Raw genomic sequence first — 23,681 nt, forward strand, 5'->3', positions numbered from 1 at the left:
AGGCGGCGGGTTTTGGTGGCTTCACACCTCAAAACACCGCCATTTCTCGTTTCTGTCGAGGGACAGACCGGAAGGTGACCTTCCCGCCGTCTGGAACGACTAAAAAATGAAGTTGTCGGCTACTGAGGGGCGCGGCGGCCAGCGGCGTCGTCAGGGCCAGCATTCCATTCACAGAAGTGGCCCGTGACTGGCGGACATGGTGTATCTCCCCACCGGGTATGGAAGCTCAGGCCCGAACTACCCGGCGCTCTACCTGCTGCACGGAAATGGCGGTGACGAGAACGGCTGGGCCGTGCAGGGCCACGTCCAGGCCAGCTCATCCTCAAGGCTGTGGTGCGCTCATTTCGCGTACACCCGCGTCGCTTTTCTAGAGACGTGGCCCAGGTGCCGGGCGGCGTTGTCCAAACTGGCATGGGCGGCCAGCCGGGTTTCGGCCTCGTACTGAAAGGCGTGCCAGCCCCGGTACGGCACGCCTGACCGCGTGCAGAGCGCCCGCAGCCGTTCGCGCGCCGACGTCTGGCTGGATCCCATAGTCAGTCCTTCAGGCGTGCCGTCCACTTCACTCCACGCTCCCAGCGCGGTCAGCAGCGGGCCTGAACAGGTCCCCCGTCTCACCTTTCTCACTTTGGCATGCCGGACGATCAGGGCGTCTCTCCGAAAATCCGTTCAGGTCAGGGCCAGCGCCTCCATGATGTGTAAACCGCCGTGAGGACAACGCAGGACCAGGGTGTGATCCCGCAGACTGGTCGTGACCAGCAGAAGCCTGCACGGCCTCTTCCAGGTAGGGCTGCCGTTTGTCCCAGGCCGGCGTTTGGTCCTTGGCGGTGGTCGTGCCGCCGACGCCCCCCCAGTCGACCACACCGATGACCTCCCGTACGTCCAGGACCGCGGAGTGATGGGCAGCCGCGCCTTGAGACTGGATCCGGCGTGCTGCGATACGGACCTGCGCGGCTCCTCTCCCCCCCCCTGCAACGGCTCACTGGGGTCTGGGCGGCGTGCCCGAACACCTGGAGCGCGGCGCGGCCAGGCGTGAAGAGATTGGTAGTCCAGACCCCGCCCGCCCACGCCGGGCTGGTGGCCCTGGTCCCCGGCGTGCTGACGCGCTGGCATGCCTTCCACTTCCTAGGGTTCACGGCCAACCCATGGAAGCGGTTGGAAAAGGAGGAGAACCCCGGCTCAAACCGCTGCCGGACGCCTTCCGCACCGTCCTGACCGGCCTTCACCTGATGTGCAGCGGCGAGACTGAGGCCCATCTGGAACGGCTGAACGCGGAGGCCGGGCCGCCTTTCCCGACTGAGCTGATTGCCTTCACGCGGAGCGGGTGCGAAAAAGAGCCGTTGCCCGGTTCATTGGGCGTCTACCACCCGGCCTACGAGGCGTTGCTGCGTCAACTGGCAGCGGCGAAAGAGACCACGCAGCTGCCCGGCGAGGTGGCCCCAAGCGTTCAAGCGGCCGTCAGCGACTGGGGGGCCCGGGCGCGGCTGGGCGGCTCAAGCACCGGGTCAGGGCAGTGGGTGGCCACCGCCCTCTGAAGCCGTCCCGCGTGCTGCTTACTGGTTCAGTTCGGCCATGAACCTGGCCCAGACGTCCTCGTCTCTCAACAGACGCGCCAACGCCGGGACGGTGTCCTGGGTGGTCAGCCTCCGATACTGGTCCTGCGCTCGGAATGCGTGGCCCTGCCACTCCCGGCGGAGCGACAGCAGCACCCGGGCGCCCACCATCTTGACGCGCCCGTCCGTCCCCTGAGCGGCTGGCCTCTCCCCTACTGCGGGCACGGGGACACTAGACGCGGCCTGCGGCGGGGTCTCTGCTTCCTGCTTGCGGGCGGGGACGGCATCTTCCAGAGCCTTAGAGCAGTTGTCCGAATGACAGCATCAGAAAAGGAGACTTCTGATGCCTCCATGCTCTCCTTCGGAGCTGTATCAGTCCCAATTGCTCGTTGAAATTCACTCCCTCTCTGCGATCTGTGCCAGTCCGTTCGGTCAAAAGGAAACAGCCGTTTTGACCAATGCTTTAAGGCTGACTGTGGTCCCTGCGGGCGAAAAGCTCCTTGGTCACGGCCACATGGTCGGCCCAGTATTGGGGTGCGGGGCGGTTGGTCTTGACGTCGCGGACCAGGACGCCAGAGAGCAGCCGTCCTTAAATGCTCCGGAAGCCCGGATGGCGGTGGTCATCACGGGCGGGACCAGCTCCTTCAAAAGGAACCAGAGGGGGTAAGGAGTATGCCTTTCCCAGCACAGAGCATCTCGGCACGGATTCGACGCCGCCCTTATCACGCCAGAGATCCGACACATTTCAATCATTCCCGATCATGGTGTGGCGTTGATCTGCTCCAGTCCACCTTCTGGCCAGTGCTGCGTCCGCCCACTCTCAACCCAGGTTTCCGGGGCTTCAAGGAGCGCTCCTGCTCTCCCAACTGAACTGACCGCGCGGGCCATCGCCGCCCCCGCTGCAGGGCACTCCTGCCAGACAGAGCGCGGCGATGGGTCCTGATGCCCGGTCCAGCGCCTTCCGCTACGGCTTGAGGGTTTCCTTGAGGGTTTCGGGCATTTGTTCCAGCCAGCGGTCCAGCGCCTTTTGTTGTCTGACGTCTAGTCGCTCGATCCAGCGCCTGGAGCCGAGCGCGCGGGCCACCTGCCCGATCCTGACCTGCTGGGGAGACGTCGTCTGGGTCTTGAGGGCCTTGATGGCCTGACGAAGTTCCTCGCGGCTGGCGCCCCCCTTCGCCTGTTCGAGCAGCCCAGGCTGTGCCTGAGGTGGGGCCGTGACGATGACGCCAGCGACCGTGAAGGGGAGACCGGCCCGGACCGCGGTGAGAATGGCCGCAGGCCAGTTGAGGATCCTGAGCTTGTTCTTGGCGAAGTAGGTCCAGGTTTCGCCAAGCACCTGAAAAAGGTCCTCGATCTGTGCATGGTCCTCACCCGGCGGTTCGCGCAGCATCTGCAGCAGCCGTGTGCGGGCCCCCTCGGGGGTGACGCCCAGGGCCAGCGCCACCAGCGCGAGCTTGGCGTCCACCTCATCGACGGCATTGAGGTCCTCACGCTGAAGGTTCTCGATCAGCGCCAATTGCTGGGCTTCTTCCGCCGTGAGGGTCCGGACCAGCACCGGGACCTCCTGCAGACCGGCCTGTTGCGCGGCGCGCCAGCGCCGTTCGCCCGCCACGATCTCGTAGCGCTCGCCGACCGGCCGCACCAGCAGGGGCTGCAGCACCCCTCGCTCACGGACGCTGATGGTCAGTTGTTCAAGTTTTGCCGGGTCGAAGGCGCGCCTGGGCTGGCCGACGCCGGGACTGAGCGCCGTGACCGGCAGCGACGTGACCTCCTGGGCGACGGAGCGGCCAGCCTCGGCCGCCACCGTGAGCAGACCGGCGAGTTTGCTGACATCTCGTTTGGCGCGGCTCATGCCGTGGGCTCCGGATAGGGCAGCCCAAGCACCCCGGCGATCTGCCGGGTCAGCTGCCGAACATCGTCGGCCACCTTGCTGCTGGGGGCAAAGGCGCTGACGGGCACCCCGGCGAGGCCGCTGTCCATCCAGATCGATTCACGTTGCGGCAGGGGGTCAGCGACCGGTGAGAGCCGGCTGCGAATCAATTCGAGCATGTCCCGGTCGTGGCCGCGCCGGGCGTCGTACATGGTGGGCACGTACAGGGCCACGTGCAGGTTGGGCCGCAGACCGTGATACATGTTCATGACCGCGCTCAGCCCGGGGAGGGCGTCAATCCCCTTGTTGCGGGTGGGAATGGGCACGATCAGGGTGTCCGAGGCCAGCGCGCCCAGGGCCGCCAGCTTCCCGACACTGGGCGGGCTGTCGATCAGCACGACGTCGTAGCGTTCGTGCAGCGGCTGAAGAACCTGGTGAAGGGAAAGTTCGGCCGCAATCCGCCCAGGCATGATGGCTTCGGCCAGCGCCAGGTCCACCCGCGATGGAATCAGGTCCAGCCCGTGCACGCGGCGGGGCTGGGGAAGCGGGCGTCCTTCGGTGGCGACGGGATGCACCGTTTCACTGAGTTCAGCGTCCTCGACGCCCAGCCAGGTGGTCAGGTTGGCCTGAGGATCCAGATCGATCAGTAACACGCGCAGACCTGAACGGGCCAGCTCATACCCCGCATTCAAGGTGATGCTGGTCTTCCCAGCGCCACCGGCGTGGTTAAAGAGGGTTGCAGTTTTCATCTGCCTGCATGGTAGCGCGCAAAGTGTTCATACCGGTATGAACAGCCGCCTCCCGGCATCGATCATCCCTGAATGAACCGGCTGCGGAAAGGGATTCTGCCCGTCCTGGACAGTGCACTGGCAGCATGGTTAGAGCGTCATGAATCGCAAGATGTAGGTGCAGACCAGTGCACGGTCTGTGGACCCAGAGGCGGGTCTGGAGCCCATCAGCGTCCTGAGCAGGTCTCCAGATCACGCAAACGACGTACCTTGTCCGGCAGGCACGGCGTCAGGGCATGAAGCCGCAGCAGTGCCACCGCGCTGGTCTTCAGGACTGTGCGTGTCCAAACTGCGTGTGCTGGCAATTCTTGGGGGAATTGCAGCACAGCTCAAAGTCCAGGCAGGGCGGCATCAGCCGGCGGGCCAGTCGCATCGCCGCCTTGCTGGTAAATCATCCTGCCGGAGATGGGCCATCACGCGGTCAGGGGTGTGGGCCTGACGTCAACCCGCCGCCGCCTCATGCGCCGATGGCTTGCAGGGATCGGCGCAGCAATTCTGGCGTGTCAGGACTGCGACTTGGCAGACTGTCCCACGTGCCCATCCTCAGCTGCGGGCGCCGGTGGCCAGCGGCGTGCAATCGCGGCGGCGGCCAGGCCTCCGGCCAGATACCAGCCCGCCGTCAGCAGCGGTGTCATGGGGGACCTTGCCCCCGGTTGCCGGCCCAGACCCAGAGGCCGGGGCAGCGCCACCGCCCCCACGCCTGCCGCCAGGCCCAGCGCCCCGCCGCGTGTCCACGCCCCCTGCCGTGTTCCCAAGCCCACCAGGCCGAAATACAGCGTGTTGGACACCAGATCGCCCAGCAGCGTCCAGCGGTACAGGGCCGCGCCGTGAGGTGGATTCACGCCCACGGCGTCCAGCGATCCGGCCAGGGCACGCTCGCCGATCACCTCGATGCGCGGCGCGTGGGGCAGTGTCCGCCGCACCGTTTCGTTGAGCAGGGTCACGGTGACGGCTCCGACCAGACCCACGGCGCCCAGCCGGAGCAGGTGGGCGCGGCGCTGCTGGGCAGGCATGGGCCCTGGGACGGACGGATCAGAATGGTTGGTCTCGGACATCGGAACCTCCGGAGGAATGCGCTTCAGCCGCAGCGGAAGGGGATGGGCAGGGGGCCACAACAACACACGCCCCGCACGCGGGCACCCGTGACCTGAAGGTGGCCGTAGGCTTGGCGACACGCGGCAAGACGCGACGTGACGCTGGACAGGTTCAGCCCCTCATCGCGGATGGTCTGGGCAATGGCGGCGGAGCAGGACACCCCACCGTACAGGGCCGCATGGGCGCAGCGAAAGCCTTTATGGGGCGAGAGCCAGCGCTGGTAGAGCGCGATGGCACCCAGGGCCAGTGTGTCAACGAGAGCCATACGCTGAGCCTAGCTGTACCGGGACGCACCGCTGCTGAGCAGGGGGTAAAGGAATGACGGGACAACGGATGACACCGTCAATCCGCCGCACTGGCCCAGCTTCCAAGCGGCAGTTCGCTCAGGCGCTGAACTTTAAGGGTAACCGCCCGGCCGTGAACTGCGGCTTCCCCTTGAACGATCAAGGCGCGGGCGTCGCGCAGCAGGGCGCGGTGCGCTTCCCACAGGGCAGGGGAGATGACCGCCTGAATACGAGCAGAGGCATCTTCAAGCACGAAAAAAGCAAACCCCCTGGCGGTTGGTGGCCGCTGACGGATCACGATCAGGCCCGCCGTCCACACCCCCTGACCGTGGCGCAGCCCGGAAAGCGGCACACAGCCCAGGTCGCGCAGCCGGGCGCGGTGGGCATCCAGCGGGTGCCGCCCCGACTCGGACAGCCCTTTCGTCTCCAGATCGAGGGACAGCTGCTGGTTCGGTGAGAGGACGGGCAACTCAGGCGGTTCGGTCTGGGGGCTCAGCAGGCCGAGCGTGCCCGGTTTGCGGGCATTGGCGATGGTGTGCAGCACATAGGAGGCCTCACGACGGTTCTGCCGGGGGTCGAGCGCGTCAAACGCTCCGGCTTTCGCCAGGGTGTCCAGGGCGCCGCGCCCCAGCTCTACCCGGTCATAGACATCCTCGACGTTTTTGTACTTGCCCCCGGTCAGTCGTTCCTGCACGATCCGCCGCGCCGCCGTCTCACTGACGCCCTCCACGACGGACAGGGGCAACCGGACGGTGCGCGTGTTCTCGGCCCGGTACGACATGCCTGAACGGTTGATGCACACGCCGCGCAGGGAGACGCCCCAGCGCCGGGCCTCATGGCTGACGGTAGAGGGCGGCCACAGGCCAGGGGCCTCGGTCAGAAACGCCGCCAGGTACGCCGCCGGGTGGTGGTGGCGCATCCACGCGCTGGCATAGGCGTGCTGGGCGAAGGCGTGGGCATGCGACTCCGCAAAACCGTAGCCACGAAACGCAGCGCAGGTGGCGAACATCTCCTCGGCTTCCCAGGGAAAGGCCCCGGTGGTCAGGGCCGCTCCGGCGGTAAAGCTGTTCTTCAATTCTTCCAATTCTGCGGCGTCCTCGGTCTTGCTCAGCCGGCCACGGAACCGGTCGGCCTCCGGCCAGGAATAACCGGCGTAATGCACGGCGATGCGCAGAATCTGCTCCTGGAACATCAGCGTGCCGTGGGTGGGGGCAAGGATGGTCCTCAATGGTCCGGGCAGGTCTGGCACGGGTTCCTCGCCCCTGGCCCGCCGGACATAGGGGTGGACAGTGCCGGACTGGATCGGCCCCGGCCTGACCAGCGCGATCTGATGGGCGAGCTGGGTCATGTTCCTGGGCTGCAACCGGGCCGTCATCTGCACCTGGGCTGGAGACTCGATCTGGAAGATGGCGAGGGTGTCCCCGCTGGCAATCCGCTCCCAGACGGCCGGATCATCCGGCAGGTCACCGTACTCCACCCATTCACCGGTCAAGCGCATAGCTTCCTCTCTGGCCCGTTCCAGGGCCGCCAGCATCCGCAAACCAAGCAGGTCCAGCTTGATCAGGCCGAGCCGCTCGACGTCGTCCTTGTCGAAGGTCAGCATGCGAATGCCCCCTGAACTGCGCGTCACGGGCGAGTAGTGCGTGAGAGGTGACGCGCTCAGGACCACGCCACCAGAGTGGGGGGCCAGATGTCGGACGAACCCTGGCTCGATCTTCTCCAGCAACGACAGCAAAGCGTCTTTGACGGGAGCCTCGCCCAGCACCTCCGCGAACACCACGTCCGCCTCCCTGGCGCGGTGGGGGCGGATATGGCGGTAATCGCGGCCCAGGGCGCGGTTCAGGCGGTCCCGCAGCTCCGGCGGCAGACCCAGAGCGCGGCCCAGGTCCTGCACGGCGCTGGGCAGCCGGTAGGTGACCTTGTTGGCCACCATCGCTTCCCCAGTGCCCTCACCCCCCCAGCGGGCTTCCACCCAGCTCAGCACCTGATCTCTACGGCTGGAAGCAATGTCGATGTCCACGTCGGGCATGGACACGCGCCCGGTGTGCAGGAAACGCTCGAACAGCAGATTGTGCCGGATGGGGTCGGAGAGGGTAATGCCCAGCAGATAACACAGGACGCTGCCTGCCGCCGATCCGCGCCCAGCCGCGAGAATCCCATGTTCGCGGCAATAGTCGGTCACTTCGGCGGCGGTGAGAAAGAATCCAGCCATCTCCAGCGTTCGCACCGTGGCGAGTTCCTGCTGCAGGCGAGTCTGGGCGACTGGTCTAACGTCAGACGAATAGCGCAGCGGAAGAGCCGCGAAAGCACGCTCCTCCAGCGCCTCCTGCGGGGTCTGGAGCATCCGGAGCTTCGGCTCTGGGGCGTGCAGCTGTTCGGGATGCAGATTCAGGGTGGAGACGTCGGCCAGCTTTTGAGCGTTCAGCAGGGCATCGGGAAACGGCAGCAGTGCGCCCCAGTCCTCCGGTGTGCTGACGTGGCGGGCGTCATTGCGGGGGCGCTCAGCGTGCGGGGTCTGCACGTCAATGCCCAGTCGGGCGCAGGTCAGGGCGTCCAGCAGCGGGTATTCATCCTGGCCGCCCATGTTGATCTCGGGGGCAGCCACGGTGGGCAGTTCCAGGTCTCGCGCCAGCCCGCGCAGATACTCCAGGCGGCGGCGCTCGTTGGGGGCTGCGCCGTGGAACAGTTGCACATACAGGTCGAAGGGGAACGACTGACGCAGGATTCGCAGAAGCGAAGCGGCCCGGGCAAGTTCCCTTCTCTCACCCAGAGCGGTGGGAAAGCCCGCCCGACCTGCCGTCAGGCAGACCAGATGATCGCCCCGGCGGGCAGCCTCCTGCATGCATTCCAGAGGCAGGCCATCGGGGTGCTGCAGGTGAAGCTGGGTGATCAGCTCGCACAGCAGGGCGTAGCCCGTGCGGTCTTTGGCAAGCAACACCAGTGGGAAGACCTCGTGCGGTTCTTTCGATCTGGGCGGCGTGGGAAACGAGACGGGCAGCGTCACGCCAACGACCGCTTTGAGCTGTGCTTCGCCCGCCGCCTCGCACAGTTCCACTGCCCCGGCCACGCTGCACCAGTCGGTCAGGCCCACCGCGCTGTAGCCACGCTCTTTCGCCAGGCGGACCATTCTGCGTGGACTTACTGTGCTGCGGCCTTCCGAGAAGTAGCTCTGACACGTCAGCAGCGCGGGCAAGAGGCGGTTCATCCTCAGTCCTGAACCCGCGCCAGCCACCAACGATCTGGGCCCGCTTCATGATGGATCTCGGCCACCAATTCACCTGCTTGCACCAGATAGCAGTCCCTGGGCACTTCTCCCAACCACCAGCGCCCGCCGTAGCGCCACTGGTCCAGCACACCTTGAATCGCGTAAGCCTGCCCCGCCCAGACCAACCGCCCCGGCGTGCCCGCAGGCGTCAGACTGACCGTGACCGGCTGCTGCACCGCTTTCATGGACTGACACCCTCGAAGAAGGCCAGCGTGCGCTCCACCGCCTTCTGGTGGGCCTGGGTCCGGGTGAGCGCAGGTTTCCAGTGCTGCCGGGGCGTCATGGCGCAGGGCCGCACCATGCCCGTCAGCCAGTCCACCCATTGATAGCGGGCGTCGGTGACGTAAGCGTAGGGATCCAGCCACTGCACCTTGACGAGTGCCTCGGGAAAGCGGTCCAGGACGTCTTTCGTGACTTCCAGCTCGGCCAGGGAGGCCCATAGCCCCACCATCCGGCCCGGTTGCCGAGTGCCGGAAAGCTGAATGGTCAGCGCCTCCACGCCCAACGGCAGTGCGCCCGTATCGCTCAAGGCGAGGCCTGCAATTCGCACCAGACCCGCTGGATCTGGACTGCCTTTGAGTTTGCGGGTGGCGGTCAGTTGTCCGCCCAGCGTGTCGGCCTGGACGGTCAGGTAAGCGGCGGCGCGGCCCCGCAACTCGGCCAGGATTGGGGGGAGCAGTTCGCCCAGCACCACCTCGGCTTCGGCAGGTTCGTTCAGTGGCGCATCCAGGTCCATGCGCGCCCCGATCACTCGTCCGGGTATGTACTTCTGAATCATCTTCGTGCGCTCGCCTTTCAAGAAGCGGTTGACCCGCTTGCCCACATCCACACCCAGAAAGGCCTCGCGCTGCGCCGCGCTCCACTTCATCAGGTCCGCGAGGCCGCACACCCCCAGGAAGGCCAGGCCCTCGATGTGCACCGGGGTCAGGCCGATCACTTCCAGATGGGCAGTGGTGGTCAACGCGAGGAAAGCTTTTTCGGCGCTGCCCACCTCCCGAACCTCGCCTGGCCGGGCACGCAAAGCCGCCAGGTGAGCGACTTCCAGACTGTCGGCCAGCCCCACCGGGGCGTTCAATGCGGCGGCCAGTTCCCTGGCCGCTGGGGCGCTAATTTTCACGAAGACGGTTCCCGGGACTTGTCCCTCTACCCGGTCTGAATATCTGCCGTACAGCGTTTCAAGCAGTTCGGCCCAGGCTGCGACTGCTGATGGCGCAGTGATGACCTCAGCGTGAAGGTCCGGGCAGCGGCTCAGCGCAGCAACATCGCGCATCCCCGGTTGTACGCCTGCTGCTCCAGCCTCCGGGCAGGCGTACAGCACACGTCTGGACTCGCTCAGCACCGCGACGGGCACGCCAGGATGCTGGCGGCCCAGCAGAATCAGCGGCCAGGGTGAGAGCGTCACGCAGGCCAGGGGCATCGTCCTAGACCCAGCGGGCGCTGACCCGCGGCACGCCCACCCCCACCCGGCCCACCATCTTGCCCTGGACCTGCACCTGCTCGGCCGGGAACGTCATGCGGGGAATGTCCGGGTTCTCCGACATCAGCACGATCTGATCATGGAAGTGGTACAGCCGCTTTAAGGTGGCCGTCCCTTCGCCGGGCACCAGCACGACGGCCACCTCGCCGTCGTGAACCTCCGTGGTGGGCCGCACGATCACGTAGTCGCCGTCAAGGACGCCGACGCCTGTCATGCTCTCCCCGCGCACCCGCAACAGGAAATCGCCGCTGCGCATGTCCAGCAGCCTTTCCAGGCTGGGGGTGTAGTCGTCGGGGGACTGGTCCGCCAGGGCTGGAGGTCCCGCCGCAATCGAACCGTAGATGGGCAGGCCGTGGCCCAGGGCCACCCTGGCGCGGTCTGTGGGGATCAGCGGAGCGTAGCGCTCCGCACTCGGTTCCAGGTAGCCCAGACCTCTCAAGATGCCCGCCTGAAAACTGACTGCCTGCTTGGTCACACCCACCTGCGCGGCAACCGCGCTCAAGGTGGCGTTCACCCCGAGCTGGAGGACGGCGTTCAGGATGGCGGTGCGGGTGCGGGTCAGGTCTGGGGGCATGGGGGTTTACCTCGGATCTTGCTGGGGATCAAATGGATGGTGACAGCTTGCACCATTTCCTTGTCTCGTGTCAAGATATCTCCGAGGTGACTCAAGGCATGACCCACACCCAGCATCGCGATTCAGAAGCCCCGGGCTATACGCGCCAGATCGAGATTCGACTGGTCTTTCCGGAGAAGATTCGTTACGAGAAGGGCAGACCCGTGAAAGAGCCGGGGCCGGACCCGCAGCGGGTGATCGCGGCGCTGCGTCCAGAAGTGGAGCGGGGCGTGCAGGACCGATACGGCGAGGAGACCGAAGTCATCTTCCGGGTGGCGCAGGCCCCCAGCATCCGGGTGACGGGACAATTTGGGGAAAAGGCGGGCGTGACGGGCGCATTTGTTCAGGAGATCCTCGACGGCGTCTTTGAGAATCTGGTGGTGGAGTAGCCGCTCGGGTCTGTGTCTCCTCGCGTTTCGGTAACGTCCACTGATCCATTGGGTTCCTGTCATTTTGGCACTGTGCCAGGCCCTCTGACAGGGTGGGTTAAGATGCCCGGTATGCCCCCAGAGTTAAAGCCGGCCGCCGTGGGCTTGAGGGTTCAACCTACGAGTCTCCACAGTCCGTGCTGTGAGGTCTGGGATTTCTGGACCTCAGCATCATGACCGTCTATGGGATCATCGGCGTCGGTGCCATCTCGGCGGCCATCGTGCGGGGACTCTGCCGGACGGACCAGTCGGCCTCGCCCCCTGCCGTGCTGCTCTCCCCCCGCAACGCCCAGCTTGCCGCTGAACTGGCCCAACAGTTCCCCACTGTTCGGGTGGCTGAGAGCAACCAGCACGTCGTCGACGGCGCGTCCGTGCTGTTGCTCTGCCTGCGCCCACAGGAGGCCCAGGCGGCCCTCAGCGCCCTGACCTTCCGTCCAGAGCTGACCGTCATCAGTGTAATGGCCGGGTTCACGGTCCGTGGCCTTGCTGACCTGATGACGCCAGTCACTGACCTCGCCCGGAGCATTCCACTGCCTGCCGTGGAGCTTGGAGAAGGCGTGACGCCACTGTTCCCATCTTCTCCTGCGGCCGTCACCCTGTTCGGTCGCTTGGGCACCGTCATTGAGGTTCCCGACGAGCGAACCTTTGAGGCCCTGTCCGCGTCTACAGCGACCGTGGCTGCCATGTTGAAGTACATGGCAACCATCTCGGCATGGCTGGCCACAAAAGGCGTGTCTGCGCCCCTGGCCTCGCGTTACGTGGCGGCAGTCTTCGCAGGGGTGCTGACTCCCCTCCAGACAGCGGCGGCGGTGGACTTTGGGGCGCTTTCCCACGAACACCAGACGCCAGGCGGTTTAAACGAACAGTTCCTTGGCGTGCTGGAGCAGGCTGGGATGTTCAGGGAGGTGGAGGGCGGGCTGAACCAGGTTCTGCAACGGCTTACCCCCCACCAGAACTAGGCCGGGTAGCGCAAGCGCCCCGTTCGTTTCCTGTTTCCGCTTCAACCCAGACACCTGGAGAGGTGACGACAAGAGGAAGCAAAGCCCCACCGCTCAGCCGTCAGGCGCTCATGGCGGACTCCACCGCGCAGCTTCGTCAGGTGGGCTGGACCGTGATCACTCGGACACGCGGGTCTCCCAGGGCAGCCGCTCAGGCGCAGGCCGTCTGATACGGATTCCGATTGAATCGTTTGCAAAAACGATGAAATCCGAGCGGACGCGAGGAGGAAAAAAGACGGGTTCCCCGTATGGATGAACCCAGCGGTGCTTTCCCGATGGGTTAAGGAATTAAGCGGAATCCGTATGATACGGATTCCGATTAATTGGTTATGCGAGGCCACCAATGGAAGAGGGTGAGGGTACTCACCCGTTCCCTCTAACCCTCCAGCCACCGACACTGGGCCGCGAGCCGCTCGGTTAGGGCATCCAGAGCGGGGAAATGGCAGTTTCTCAGGGGCATATCGGTGAGCGCCCATAAGCGTTCGGCCGGTTGCAACTCTGGGGAGTACGGGGGCAGGAAAACCGGATGGAGGCCTTCAGGACAAGTCAGCTGCGGGCCACAGTGCCACCCCGCCCCGTCCAGAACCAGTACGATCTCCCGGCGCTGCCCCGCGCCGGTATCACGGGCAAAGCGGTCGAGCACCGCCTGAAAAGCGAGCGTGTCCACGCTCGGCACCAACCAATATTGGCTTTCGCCCGTCTGCGGACAGACAAAAGCGTACACGTACAGCCAGGCGTAGCGGTGTTCCACCGCTACCGTTGGTGCTTTGCCTCGCTCAGCCCACATCTTGCCGACAATGGGCTTCAGTCCCAGACGATGTTCGTCCATGCACCAGACTTCTACCGCTCGTCCAGTTCCTTCAGCACGCGTGTGAGTTGCTCGGACTGCTTCTGGGAGGACTTTTTTTTGAACTCTTCCTGGGCGATGGGATCGGCCTCGACATGTCGAGGCCGGGGAATCTGACGGCTGTACCCCACCGCGTCCAGAAACTCGTAACAGCGGCTCAGATGTACGTCCTGACCCAGCTCCTGTTTCACCCAGGCCTGAATGCGCGGACCATTCCAGACACCGCCGAGGGCGGTGTCTAGAATGGTCCGCGCCAGCAACAACAACTGGGCGTCGCTCAGCAAGGTGGGCGCACCGCGGTTGTGATGCCGCTGATCGTTCAGACTCGCAAGCCCACCTGCGTGGTACGCGTCGATGATCTTGTCCGCCCCCTGGTAGGAGTAACGGGTGAGCGTGAGTGCCTCCTGGTTGCTTTTCCCCTCAGCCAGGAAAGCCAGAAGCTGACTCCGGCGGCGTTCGAGGGCGCAGGTACTGCGCCAGTAGATGCTCCAGAAGTCTTGAGCAGTGTGTTGAAAAGTGACTTTTCTGATGCCTCGGGTATACCTGTTTAAACGGAATCCGTATAACTCATCTGATCTCGCCTCCAGTCCTACTCCCGGTGACTTTGGAGTCATGACCATCCTGCAGCCCCGTCTGAACGCCCTTGTTCAAGCGGCGTGTGACGCCACCAGCAGTACGCTGGTGATTCTCCGGAACGGCGAATCATTGGTGAACGAGATCCTGGATGGTCAGGGAGACCGCCCCATCAAGCCCAGGAGCGTGACCGAGGGCGTCCTCAGCCTGCTCGTCGAGCATCAGGTGATAGTCACGAAAGTGCGGTCCCGACAGGTGCCAGCGGTCATTCTTGGGCGTGAAGTGTCACCTCACGGCATCGGCGGCCAGCGCGTTGAGCGCCGCCATGGTCTGAGAAACGCCCTCGGCGGTCAGACCGATAGGCGTGGAGAGGGGCCGTAAGAATGAAACGACTGGTCTGGTGGCTGCGGACATAGGCACCCTTCAGTGGCGGCACGGGGCGGCAGTCACCAAAAAGGCTCAGGTGGTTGTTACTGTGGTTTGCGCAGCGGGCGCTTTGGGCTGGACTACCTGGTGTGTCCAGGCGGCCAGCGCCACCATCAGGCCGTGGACAAAAGATCGGGTGGCGTCATCGACCAGTCTGCCCTCAGCATCGAACTTGCCAGTGGCGTTGGCAACGAGCACTTCGGGCTGAGGCATCACCACGGCACTCGGAAACACCAGCACCTGCCGGAGTTGCGCCTGTGCGCGGGCCGTTCCCCACATGGACGGCGTGGCCCCCATGATCGCCACTGGCAGCCCCTTCAGCGGCTGGTGCTGAGGCGGGCGTGACGCCCAGTCCAGCGCGTTTTTGAGTACCCCGGGAATGCCGTGGTTGTATTCGGGTGTGGCAATGAGCATGGCGTCGGCGGCCCACAGCGCGTCCCGGAACGCTTGGACCGCATGCGGGGCAGCGTCTGTGTCGAGGTCTTGGTCATACAGCGGGAGCGGAGCAAGGTCAAAGACGTCCAGCGTCACACCATCGGGGCATAGCTTCTGCGCGGCGGCCAGCAGGGCGCGGTTGTACGAGGCACGGCGCAGGCTGCCCGCGACGCCGAGAACCTTAAGAGGGGTAGGCTGGGTCATCTGCGTTCTCCTTGAATGTGGAGCTCAAACTGAGTGGAGAGAGGCGGTTCCATGTTCGAACTGACTGCTCGCTGACGTTGACCTGTCCTGTACTGCCACGCTACCCGCAGCAGTCTTGTCGCCAGGGCGAGATCGGCGGGGGAATCGAGGGTCAGGACGATCCACGGCGCGGCCGGATTGTCGTGGTGCGGGCGAACCAGTCCTCGCTGGATCAAGGCGTCCCGCACCGCTGGTGAGCAGGCGAGGCCCACCACACTGCTCCGGTAAAGTTGCCCGATCAGGACGCCCCAGTGGAAAACGCCCTCCTCGCCGTAGGCGTAGGGTCTGATCTGGACGTGCTTCAAGTCAGTGGCCACACAGCGCAAACCCTCCAACGCCGTGTCGCACGGCCCGCTGTGGTCTGGGATCGTCATGGCCGTCATCGCGCGCTCAGGACAATGCGGGCCGCGCCGCCGTGGACGCGCCGGGCCAGTACGGCAACGGATCGCTGGCAGGAAAGGTCTCCTCCAGTGCCTCGTCCAGATCCGCCTCACGCAGTTCGGTGCCGGGTTCAGTCGCGGGCAGGTCAGCGCTGTTGCCCCGGTTATCCCCCGGCAGCAGATCGGGAAAAGACAGCTCCAGGCGACCACCAACCGCATGCTGCTGGGCTTCCTCCACGGCGCGCAGGAGCCGGGAAGCCACCTGGACGAACGCACCGGGTGTCAGTGGGATCAGGGCCACGAGTGCAACTGCGGCGCCGGTTCCCTGTGCCGCAGGGCGTAGAGTCGCGAAAGCGATGGGCGAGCGGTGCGTTTCTTCCAGCACAAACAGTTTCGCGCCGGGTTCGCACAGCGCCGAAAGCTGCTGGGCCGCGTCACCGATGACATCCAGGCTCAGGAACGCCTCGGCCTGGATATGGGCAACGAGGTGCAGATCCTCCGACAGCCCGGTTCGCAGCCTCCATGTTTCCGGAGAGGGGAGACAGCGGCCCCTCATGGCCGCCAACTCACGGCGTGGCAGGGACGGGCAGGCAGAGCTGGCGAAATGTTCATCTTGACCTCCAGAAAGGTGGCCCATACAACGGGCCAGTGGTCACGCTCCTGACCCCAAGTGGTCAGCGCTGCACAGAGATTTACACTGGCCCCGTGTCCTGGCCGTGTCCGACTGCCGGGCCAGTGGAGGGAGAGTTTGCTCAAGCTCCGATCAGGGCTGAGTTTCCAGCGCGTATGCCGTCGCCTGCTCCAGCGTCATGGCGCGGCCCTCGTTCCAGGCGTCGGCGAACTCGCGCTCGTGCAGGGCACAGCGGATGGGGGCCAGTTCGTGCGTCAACCTGTCCCATTCCTCGGAGGTCAAGTTCGTGTTCAGCGCCTCACGCTGGGCTTCACCCGCACCCAGCAGAACAGCGGCGCGGCGCGGATCACCCAGTTCAGACGTGGTCAGTCCCAGCCCCTCAAGCGCCTCCGGAACGTGGTTGTAGAACCCACGGCTGGTCAATCCCTGTAAGGTCTGTCGGAAGTACATCGCCGCCGCTTCAGGGCGTCCAAGCCGCCGATTGAGCTGACCGAGATTGTTGAGGACAGAATCGAAGTCCCCCCCCACCTCACGCTTGACCTGTAGGGCCTCCTCAAAAGTCTTCAGTGCGGCCTGCAGATCCCCCCGAGCCATCTGAACCGTACCGAGATTGTTCAGGCTGGCCGCGACACCTACCTGGACGCCAGCGGCATGGAAGTCGCGCAGCGCCCGCTCATAGTGAAGGGAGGACGCGTCCAACTCGCCCAGGGAGTGATGCACCGAACCCAGCAGCAAGACGGTGAGAGGAGACGTTCCCGCACGGGATTCGGTGAGTGACAAGGACATCTGGAGTTGCGCCCTGGCCACAGCGTAGTCATGCATGTGCATGGCCATTTCGCCGTCGCAGAGGAGCGTGGCCTCCAGGGTCCGCTGAGTCACCACCTGATGCGCCATTCCCAGTGCGAACCATGTCCGTGCCTCCCGCGTCCGCCCCGTCCTCGCCCAGAAATTACGCAGGGCCAGGCTGCACCTGAGCGCCATTTCTGCCTGTCCACGCTCCAGCCACACGTCCAGCGCCGCACGGACATTTTCGATGTCCTGATCCATACGCTCCAGCCAGCGCTTTTCCTCCTGGTTGTGCCTGATGGCCTCGGCGAAGCTCTGGCACAGGTTCAAAAAGTACGCCCCATGCACGTCCAGCACCTGCTGTTCGTCCTGAGCCTGCCCCGCCAGCCGCTCACGGGCAAACTGCTGGAGCAGGGCGTGAATGTCGAAGCGGCCGTGCTCGACCACCCGGATCAACGATTTGTCGACCAGGGCTGCCAGCAGCGGCAGGCTGGCTCCAGCCACCGCGCCCGCGGCCTCGCGGGTAAAGCCGCCGCGAAACACCGACAACCGGGCGAAAACCTGCGCCTCGGCGGAGGTCAGTCGCGCCCAGGTCTGCTCGAACACGGCCCGCACGCTGTGGTGCCGGGCAGGGAAATCACCCCCTGCCGCTTCCAGAAAGTTCAGACTGCGCCCGATCTCCTCAGCGATTTCGGCGGGTGACATCAGTTTCACCCAGGCGGCAGCCAACTCCAGCCCAAGGGGAGAGCCGCCGACGAGTTCCCCGATGCGGCTCACCGGCGGCAGATCGTCCGTGGTCAGATCGAAGCTCAAGCGGGCACGTTTGGCCCGCTGCGCGAACAGGTGGATGGCCTCTGCCTCAATTGCCGCCTCAAATGACGCACCAGCCGCAGGCAGGCCCAGCCCGCCGAGGGTCAGCGCCCATTCGTCCTCCAGACCCAACCGTTCACGAGAGGTGACCAGCAGCCTGACCCCAGGACACGCCAGCAGCAAAGTCGTCAGGTACGGCGCGCCCACCAGCAGGTGTTCGGCGCTGTCCAGAACCAGCAGAATGGGTCGTGTGCCCAGTGCCGAGAGCAGCGCCTTGAAGGGCGGCTGCTCGGCGGGCAAGGTCAATCCCAGGGCGTCGGCGATGGCTCCCGGCAATGGACCCAGAGAAACGGCGGCCTCTAGCGAGATGAAGACCGCCTCTCCCTGCTGCTGGGCGGCCTGCGCCACCTCAAGTGCCAGCCGGGTCTTGCCGATCCCGCCGGGCCCCACCAGCGTCAACAGGCGCACTTCGGGCCGGGCCAGTGACCGCAGAAGCTCGGCGCGCTCTTCCTCGCGTCCCACGAACGATGTGCCGCGCAGGGGCAGGCCCGGACGCAGTCGGGCCGCCTGAGGTTGCCACTTGAACAGAGCCTGCCGCGCCTCGTCTGGCGTCAACGTCAACCCGATCTCATAGTCGCGGGCCTGCTGACGCAGCCGCCCGAACAGTGGACTCTGTCCGGCCATCAGCACGGTCAGCAGCCGCGTGAACTGTTCTGGTTCCGGGTCTGCCGCGCCGGGCAGCCAGCAGGCACGTTCAGCCAGCGTTGCGCCCGCCGCAAAATCGCCCCGCGCCGCCGCACGTTCGGCCAACGTCAGCAGCGCTCCACGCACCTGCGCGGCGAGAAACTCGCGCGTCGCGAAGATCCAGTCCTCCAGTTGCACACCCGCATCCGGCAGGTGAACGCCTGCCAGGAACGGCCCGGTGTACAGCTCTACGCTGGCCTCCAGCTCGCCCGCGTCCAGATGCGACAGCATGTGAGAGGCGTCGCAGATCACGCTGGCCCGCAGGCGATCACCGTCTGTCTCCAGGGCACCAGGCGCTTCCTGCCGCAGCCGACGCACGGTGGTGCGCAGGCTGCCCAGGGGATCGGCGGCCCGACCAAAAAAAACTTCGCTCAGAAAGTGGCGAGCACGCTCGCCTTCCAGCCCCAGGTAGGCGAGCAGCACCAGGGATTTGGGCCGTGAGTATGCCGTCCCCTGCAACGCCAGCCCCCCCAGGGTTCGCAGGTACATGATCTATTTTAGGCTCGTGGACTTCTGGGCCGTGTCAGGGTCTAGGACATCGAGCCCTACGCCCAGTCTGCCCTGACCACCCTTCCTCCGTTGGATCGGGCCGCAGTTGCTCTCGCAGGTCAACCTCTGCCCGCGCCCTGAGTGCGCAGCGCCAGAACAATGTCAATAAACGCCGACGCGGGTGCGGACACACGGGTTCGGTGCCAGGCGACTGCGCCGTCCATGACCATCGGCCGCTGGTGGGCGGCGTAGCGGATGGGCCGCCGCACCAGTCCAGGCAGCTCGGCGGGCCACGAGGGCAGCGCCAGGGTGTAGCCGAAGCCGCCGGCCACGAACTGGTTGCGCGTCTGGGGCCCAGCCCCCTCCAGCAGTTGTGGCGGGACGACGCCGTTGTGCTTGAGCAGCTTGAGCACATGGTCATACAGCGGTGGATGGACCTGACGCGGATGGATGACCATCACCTCGCCGTCCAGGGCCCTCAGCGGCACCTCGCGGAGACGGGCCAGGGGATGCTTGGCGGGGAGCAGAGCGACGTAGGCCTCCCGCCACAGCTGCTCCCAGGCGATCTGATCGCCCTCGATGGGCAGAGTCACGAAACCCACATCCAGCGTGCCATCGGTCAACGCCTGAAGCTGAGCGCTGCTGAAGAGCTCCTTGAAGGTGAGCCGGGCCAGCGGATACCGTTCGGCGTAACGCCGCAGGGCCGCAGGCACCACCGCGTGGTTGAGAAATCCAGTGGTGCCCAGCACCAGATCCCCGGCCTCCAGTGGCCCTGCGGTGCGGAGCCGGGGCAGCGCTGCCGTTCGCGCCTGCACCGGAAGAGAGGCGCTGAGCGCCCGCTGGGCCTCCGCAACTGACCAGTGAGGGTCATCGGTTAGGTCGGATTGAAGTTGGCCCAGCATCACGCTCTGTCCAGCGGTCAGCAGCAGCAGCAGGCGCTCCAGTTCCTCGATGTTGGGCGCAGGGCCACCTGCGAGCCAGCAGGCCCGCTCGGCCAGATCGGCTCCGGCATTGAAGTCGCCCTGCGCCGCCGCCTGCTCGCCCAGCCTCAGGAGTGAGCCGCGCACGCGCCGGGCGATGGTGGCACGGCGCGCGTACACCCAGTTTTCAAGCGGTTCACTCCAGTCCGGCAGATGGACCCCCGCCAGGAACGCGCCGGTGTACAGCGCCGTGGCGCCAGAAAGATCGCCTGCATCGAGGCGGCTGAGAAGGTGCTGAGCGTCGCAGGCGATCGTGGCCCGCAGCCGAGTGCCGTCCACCTGTACCGCGCCGGGAACCTCGTCGCGTAGACGGTGCAGGGTGGTCCGCAGACTGCCCAGTGGATTGACCGCTCCCCTGAAAAACAACCGGGCGAGGTGAGCGCGCTCCTGCCGGCCTTCCACCGCCAGATAACTCAGCAGCAGCAGGGACTTGGAGCGTGTGCAGACCCCGCCCCGAAGCTCCAGCTTGCCGAGCGTCTGGAGGATCACGCTCTATCTTAGCGCTGGCGCCGGCCCTTGCGGACCCCGGACGCTCAGGAGTCGTCTACGCTGCGCTCGTCCTGACTGTAGGCCACCGCCTGCTCCAGGGTCATCGTTCGTCCGGTGGCCCAGGCCACGTCGAAGTCCGCATGCCGGCACCCGGCCCTGGATCCCAGCCTCCGGCACCCTTCGAGATGGCCGAGGTCCACTGAGGTGCGGCACCCCAGGTGCTCTTCAAGCATGGTGGCGGCGGCCAGCAGCACGGCGCCCCTGCGCCCCTGGCCCTGGTCGAGCGACAGCCGGCCAAGCCCCTCCAGGACACCGGGGATCAGCAGGAGATAGCCACGGTTCAGCAGTCCCCTGAGTGCCTGGGTGTAGGAGCTCCGGGCGGCCCCGAACTCACCGCGCTGGCGGTAGAGATCGCCGAAGTTCTTGTGCAGGCCGTCCACCTCTCCGCCGATTTCGAGTTTGTAACGCAGCGACTGCTCGTAGGCGGCCTGCGCCCCGGCCAGGTCACCCTCCTTCAACATCAGACTGCCGAGGTTTTTCAGGCTTGAGGCCAGGCCATGCCGCTCGTTCGCGGCCTGGAACCCTGCCCGCGCCTGCTCGTACCACTGGCGGGCCATTGCCGTCTCACCCAGACCGACGGCCACGTTGCCGAGGTGCAGCCAGGTGATTGGCGAGGGCAGGCCGAGCTGTTCGCGCAGCGCCAGAGAGGCTTCAAGGAGCCGCCGGGCTTCGAGGTGGTCGCCCATGTCCATCGCCAGTTCGCCCTGAACGGCGAGCGCCTGTTCCCGTACGTCCGGGGGCGTGTCCAGCCCTGCCGCCAGGCCGAGCGACAGCCACCACCGTCCCTCGCGTGCCCGGCCTGTTCGGCCCCAGTAGACCCGCAGCCAGGTCACGCAGCGCAGCACTTCTTGCGGCTCGCCCCAGTCGAGCCAGGTCTTCAGTACGGCGCGCAGGTTGTCGAGTTCCAGTGTGAGCCGGTCCATCCACTGCCGTTCGTCGCGCAGATTCAGAAACGCGGTGTAGGCCTGCTGAACCTGCGCCCGGTAAAACGCGGCATGGGCGAGCTGGGCGCGGCGCTGCTCTTTGGGGGTCTGCCTCAGTCGCTCACGGGTAAACTGCACGATCAGGGCATGTAGACCGTAGCGGCCAGCGCCCATCACGCGGATCAGGGACTTGTCCAGCAACCGGGCCAGCACGGGCAGACTGGCCCCCGCCACCTCGCCCGCCGCCTCACGGGTAAAGCCGCCGTGAAAGACCGAGAGCCGCGCCATCACCGTCTGTTCCGCCTCGCTGAGCTGCGCCCAGGTCTGCTCAAACACGGCGCGTACGCTGTGGTGCCGCTGCGGCACGCCAGGACTCTCGGTTTGCAGGAAATCCAGACTGCGGCGGGTCTCGCGGGCAATCTCCTCCAGGGGCAACAGCCGAATCCAGGCGGCGGCCAGCTCCAGGCCCAGCGGAGAACCGTCGACCAGGGCGGCAATCTGCGCCACCACCGGCCAATCCGTTTCATCCGGCCTGAACCCCAGTGAGGCCCGCCTGGCCCGCATCACGAAAAGCTGAACGGCCTCGGCGTCCCTAATCTGCGGCACGGTGGCCCCTGGAGGTGGCAGGTTCAGCCCGCCGATGGTCAGCGCCCACTCCTCTTCCAGGTTCAGTCGCTCCCGCGAGGTCAGCAGCAGGGTCAGACTGGGACAGCCCCGCAGCAGCGTCTGCAATTGTTCTGTGCCTTCCAGCAGATGTTCGACACCGTCGAGAACCATCAGCAGCGGGGGACCTTGCAGGCAGGCTTGCAGCGCGGGCAGGGGCGGCTGATCGCCGGGCAGGTTCAGCCCAGCCGCGTGTGCAATCGCGCGCGGCAGATCGCGCAGCTCAGCCACCGCCTCCAGCGAGGCGAAGGCCACCGCCTGCCGCGCCTGCAGCGCACGGGCCACCTCCAGGGCCAGCCGGGTCTTGCCGCTCCCACCGGGGCCGACCAGGGTCAGCAGGCGCACCTCGGGCCGGGCCAGGGCGCGCACGATCTCGCCGCGTTCCACTTCCCGGCCCACGAACTCTGTGATGCGGGAGGGCAGATGGGGCCGGGCCTCAATGTCCAGGCTGGCCCCCGCCGATTCGGCGGCGTGGGACAGCAGCGCCCGCCGGGCGTCCTCCACCGAGTGATGCAGGTCAAGGCCCAGCTCATGGCCCTGCTGGCGCAGCCGGGCCACCAGTGGGCTGTGTCCGGCAACGAGCAGGCAGTCGAGCCGCCCAAACTCCTCGGCCTCCGGTTCTGCTGCGCCTTCCAGCTCCAGGGCGCGTTCAGCCAGATCCGCCGCCGCGCCGAAACTGCCGGTTGCTGCCTGGCCCTCGGCCAGAGTCAGCAGAGCGCTGCGGACGCGTGAAGCCAGGTACTCGCGCGTCGTGTATACCCACTCCTCCAGCTCCACGCCCCAGTCCGCGCGGCGCAGGCCCGCCAGAAACGGCCCGGTGTATAGCCCGATGCCGCGCTCCAGTTCACAGGCGTCCAGCCAGGTCAGCATGTCCCTGGCGTCGCAGTGCACGGCAGTTCGCAGGAACTCTCCCTCCTGTTCCAGACTGCCTGGCGCTTCCTGCCTGAGCCGCCGGATGGTGCTGCGCAGGCTGCCGTGCGGATCGTGGGCCTGCCCAAAAAACAGCGCGCTCAGGTGGTGGCGGTCTCGCGCCCCTTCCAGGGCCAGGTGGCACAGCAGCAAGAGTGACTTGGGCCGCGAGTACGCCGCGCCCTGCAACTCAAGTTTCCCCAGCGTCTGGAGGTACACCTGTCAGCCTAAACTCGCCTTCGGCATGGGGTGATCAACGGACACGCCCAGGACACGCCCCCTGGCGCATGGTGGCAGATGAGGCCGCCCCGAGGCGTCCTTTCAGCCAGGAGGCTCCATGAACCGTCCAGACCAGACCGCTCAAGTTTCCACGCCTGCCGGGCACTTTATGGTGTTCCCTGTTCCGGCCACCAGCGGGAGGAGGTGAGGTCAGGTGGGCATTCCCATCGACTACGTCCGCATTGAGCCGGGCATCGGCCAGGCCCTGGGGGCCATGCACACCTATGTGCGCAAAACGGCCCTTGATCCCCGACTGCTGCACCTGATCGACATCCGGGTGTCCCAGATCAACGGTTGCGCCTACTGCCTCAACCTGCACTGCGAGGAGGCCCGCCGAGACGGCGAATTGCAGCAGCGGCTGGACGTGCTGGCAGCGTGGTGGGAGACCGACCTGTTCACGCCCGCCGAGCAGGCCGCACTGGGATTTGCCGAACAGCTCACCCACATCTCGACGGACAAGGGGACGGACGCACTGTACGCGCAGCTTGGGAACCTGTTCAGCGAGCAGGAAATTGTCCAGCTCACGGGGGCGGTCATCGACATCAACGCCTGGAATCGTCTCGCCATCGCCACCGGGCGGCAACCGAAACGCCGGGGTGCCGACGGAGGTTGACGGGCCAATCTGGCGCGTCTGGCCGCCGTTGGC

The 23,681-nt window shown here is 65.9% G+C and carries 22 protein-coding genes; 5 read left to right on the plus strand and 17 right to left on the minus strand.

The window, feature by feature from the left end; all coding sequences use genetic code 11:
• Positions 1-339: 339 nt before the first annotated feature.
• On the minus strand, positions 340-531 hold the full coding sequence (locus FHR04_RS18595) for a hypothetical protein (RefSeq protein ID WP_139404708.1): 192 nt from the start codon (positions 529-531) through the stop codon (positions 340-342).
• 611 nt (positions 532-1,142) lie between these two features.
• On the opposite strand from FHR04_RS18595, the gene FHR04_RS18600 reads away from it, so the two are divergent.
• Complete coding sequence (locus FHR04_RS18600) at positions 1,143-1,532, plus strand: hypothetical protein (RefSeq protein ID WP_139404709.1); 390 nt, start codon at positions 1,143-1,145, stop codon at positions 1,530-1,532.
• Positions 1,533-2,514: 982 nt separating this feature from the next.
• Here the strand turns inward: FHR04_RS18600 and FHR04_RS18605 are convergent.
• From FHR04_RS18605 to FHR04_RS18640, 8 genes are all read right to left on the minus strand, one after another.
• Complete coding sequence (locus FHR04_RS18605; protein WP_139404710.1) at positions 2,515-3,402, minus strand: ParB/RepB/Spo0J family partition protein; 888 nt, start codon at positions 3,400-3,402, stop codon at positions 2,515-2,517.
• Positions 3,399-4,169 (minus strand): ParA family protein, encoded by a 771-nt coding sequence (locus FHR04_RS18610; protein WP_139404711.1) that lies wholly within the window; start codon positions 4,167-4,169, stop codon positions 3,399-3,401. Before FHR04_RS18610 ends, FHR04_RS18605 begins: the two co-directional genes overlap by 4 nt.
• Before the next feature lie 542 nt (positions 4,170-4,711).
• Positions 4,712-5,221 carry a hypothetical protein gene (locus FHR04_RS18615; protein ID WP_249039215.1) on the minus strand — a complete coding sequence of 170 codons (510 nt, stop codon included), beginning with the start codon at positions 5,219-5,221 and terminating at the stop codon, positions 4,712-4,714.
• 65 nt (positions 5,222-5,286) lie between these two features.
• On the minus strand, positions 5,287-5,568 hold the full coding sequence (yidD, locus tag FHR04_RS18620) for a membrane protein insertion efficiency factor YidD (RefSeq protein ID WP_139404712.1): 282 nt from the start codon (positions 5,566-5,568) through the stop codon (positions 5,287-5,289).
• Between the two features lie 77 nt (positions 5,569-5,645).
• Positions 5,646-8,792 (minus strand): DNA polymerase III subunit alpha, encoded by a 3,147-nt coding sequence (dnaE, locus tag FHR04_RS18625; protein ID WP_221265625.1) that lies wholly within the window; start codon positions 8,790-8,792, stop codon positions 5,646-5,648.
• A 2-nt stretch (positions 8,793-8,794) separates the two neighbouring features.
• Positions 8,795-9,037: a DUF6504 family protein gene (locus FHR04_RS18630; protein WP_139404714.1), complete on the minus strand. Its 243-nt coding sequence runs from the start codon at positions 9,035-9,037 to the stop codon at positions 8,795-8,797.
• Positions 9,034-10,254, minus strand: a complete 1,221-nt coding sequence (locus FHR04_RS18635; protein WP_249039216.1) for a Y-family DNA polymerase — start codon at positions 10,252-10,254, stop codon at positions 9,034-9,036. Before FHR04_RS18635 ends, FHR04_RS18630 begins: the two co-directional genes overlap by 4 nt.
• Positions 10,255-10,273: 19 nt before the next feature.
• Positions 10,274-10,903 (minus strand): LexA family protein, encoded by a 630-nt coding sequence (locus FHR04_RS18640; RefSeq protein WP_139404716.1) that lies wholly within the window; start codon positions 10,901-10,903, stop codon positions 10,274-10,276.
• 98 nt (positions 10,904-11,001) lie between these two features.
• Here FHR04_RS18640 and FHR04_RS18645 point away from each other — a divergent pair, with 98 nt between their 5' ends.
• Both FHR04_RS18645 and FHR04_RS18650 read left to right on the plus strand, forming a co-directional pair.
• Positions 11,002-11,331, plus strand: coding sequence for a hypothetical protein (locus FHR04_RS18645; protein ID WP_139404717.1), 330 nt, complete (start codon positions 11,002-11,004; stop codon positions 11,329-11,331).
• Positions 11,332-11,543: 212 nt separating this feature from the next.
• Positions 11,544-12,329 (plus strand): NAD(P)-binding domain-containing protein, encoded by a 786-nt coding sequence (locus FHR04_RS18650; protein ID WP_139404718.1) that lies wholly within the window; start codon positions 11,544-11,546, stop codon positions 12,327-12,329.
• A 415-nt stretch (positions 12,330-12,744) separates the two neighbouring features.
• Here the strand turns inward: FHR04_RS18650 and FHR04_RS18655 are convergent, their stop codons facing one another.
• A complete protein-coding gene (locus tag FHR04_RS18655) occupies positions 12,745-13,197 on the minus strand; it encodes an IS630 family transposase (RefSeq protein ID WP_170214023.1) in 453 nt (150 codons plus the stop codon).
• Between the two features lie 11 nt (positions 13,198-13,208).
• Positions 13,209-13,829, minus strand: coding sequence for a winged helix-turn-helix domain-containing protein (locus FHR04_RS18660; protein WP_139404720.1), 621 nt, complete (start codon positions 13,827-13,829; stop codon positions 13,209-13,211).
• Here FHR04_RS18660 and FHR04_RS21210 point away from each other — a divergent pair.
• Entirely contained in the window at positions 13,828-14,169 is a 342-nt protein-coding gene (locus tag FHR04_RS21210) for a hypothetical protein (RefSeq protein WP_183944844.1), read from the plus strand. The genes FHR04_RS18660 and FHR04_RS21210 overlap by 2 nt on opposite strands.
• 78 nt (positions 14,170-14,247) lie before the next feature.
• Here FHR04_RS21210 and FHR04_RS18670 read toward each other — a convergent pair whose 3' ends face one another.
• From FHR04_RS18670 to FHR04_RS18690, 6 genes are all read right to left on the minus strand, one after another.
• Entirely contained in the window at positions 14,248-14,853 is a 606-nt protein-coding gene (locus FHR04_RS18670) for an NADPH-dependent FMN reductase (RefSeq protein ID WP_139404721.1), read from the minus strand.
• A complete protein-coding gene (locus FHR04_RS21720) occupies positions 14,850-15,275 on the minus strand; it encodes a luciferase domain-containing protein (protein ID WP_420810988.1) in 426 nt (141 codons plus the stop codon). Before FHR04_RS21720 ends, FHR04_RS18670 begins: the two co-directional genes overlap by 4 nt.
• Before the next feature lie 7 nt (positions 15,276-15,282).
• Positions 15,283-15,828 (minus strand): hypothetical protein, encoded by a 546-nt coding sequence (locus FHR04_RS18675; protein WP_139404722.1) that lies wholly within the window; start codon positions 15,826-15,828, stop codon positions 15,283-15,285.
• 207 nt (positions 15,829-16,035) lie between these two features.
• A complete protein-coding gene (locus FHR04_RS18680; protein WP_139404723.1) occupies positions 16,036-18,732 on the minus strand; it encodes an ATP-binding protein in 2,697 nt (898 codons plus the stop codon).
• A 119-nt stretch (positions 18,733-18,851) separates the two neighbouring features.
• Positions 18,852-20,201, minus strand: coding sequence for a LysR family substrate-binding domain-containing protein (locus FHR04_RS18685; RefSeq protein WP_139404724.1), 1,350 nt, complete (start codon positions 20,199-20,201; stop codon positions 18,852-18,854).
• Positions 20,202-20,245: 44 nt separating this feature from the next.
• Positions 20,246-22,975: an ATP-binding protein gene (locus FHR04_RS18690; protein ID WP_139404725.1), complete on the minus strand. Its 2,730-nt coding sequence runs from the start codon at positions 22,973-22,975 to the stop codon at positions 20,246-20,248.
• Positions 22,976-23,189: 214 nt separating this feature from the next.
• Between FHR04_RS18690 and FHR04_RS18695 the strand changes: the two genes are divergently transcribed.
• Positions 23,190-23,648, plus strand: a complete 459-nt coding sequence (locus FHR04_RS18695) for a carboxymuconolactone decarboxylase family protein (RefSeq protein WP_139404726.1) — start codon at positions 23,190-23,192, stop codon at positions 23,646-23,648.
• Positions 23,649-23,681 lie beyond the last annotated feature (33 nt).

Origin of the sequence: Deinococcus radiopugnans ATCC 19172, from assembly GCF_006335125.1 — a bacterium.
Lineage (GTDB): Bacteria > Deinococcota > Deinococci > Deinococcales > Deinococcaceae > Deinococcus > Deinococcus radiopugnans.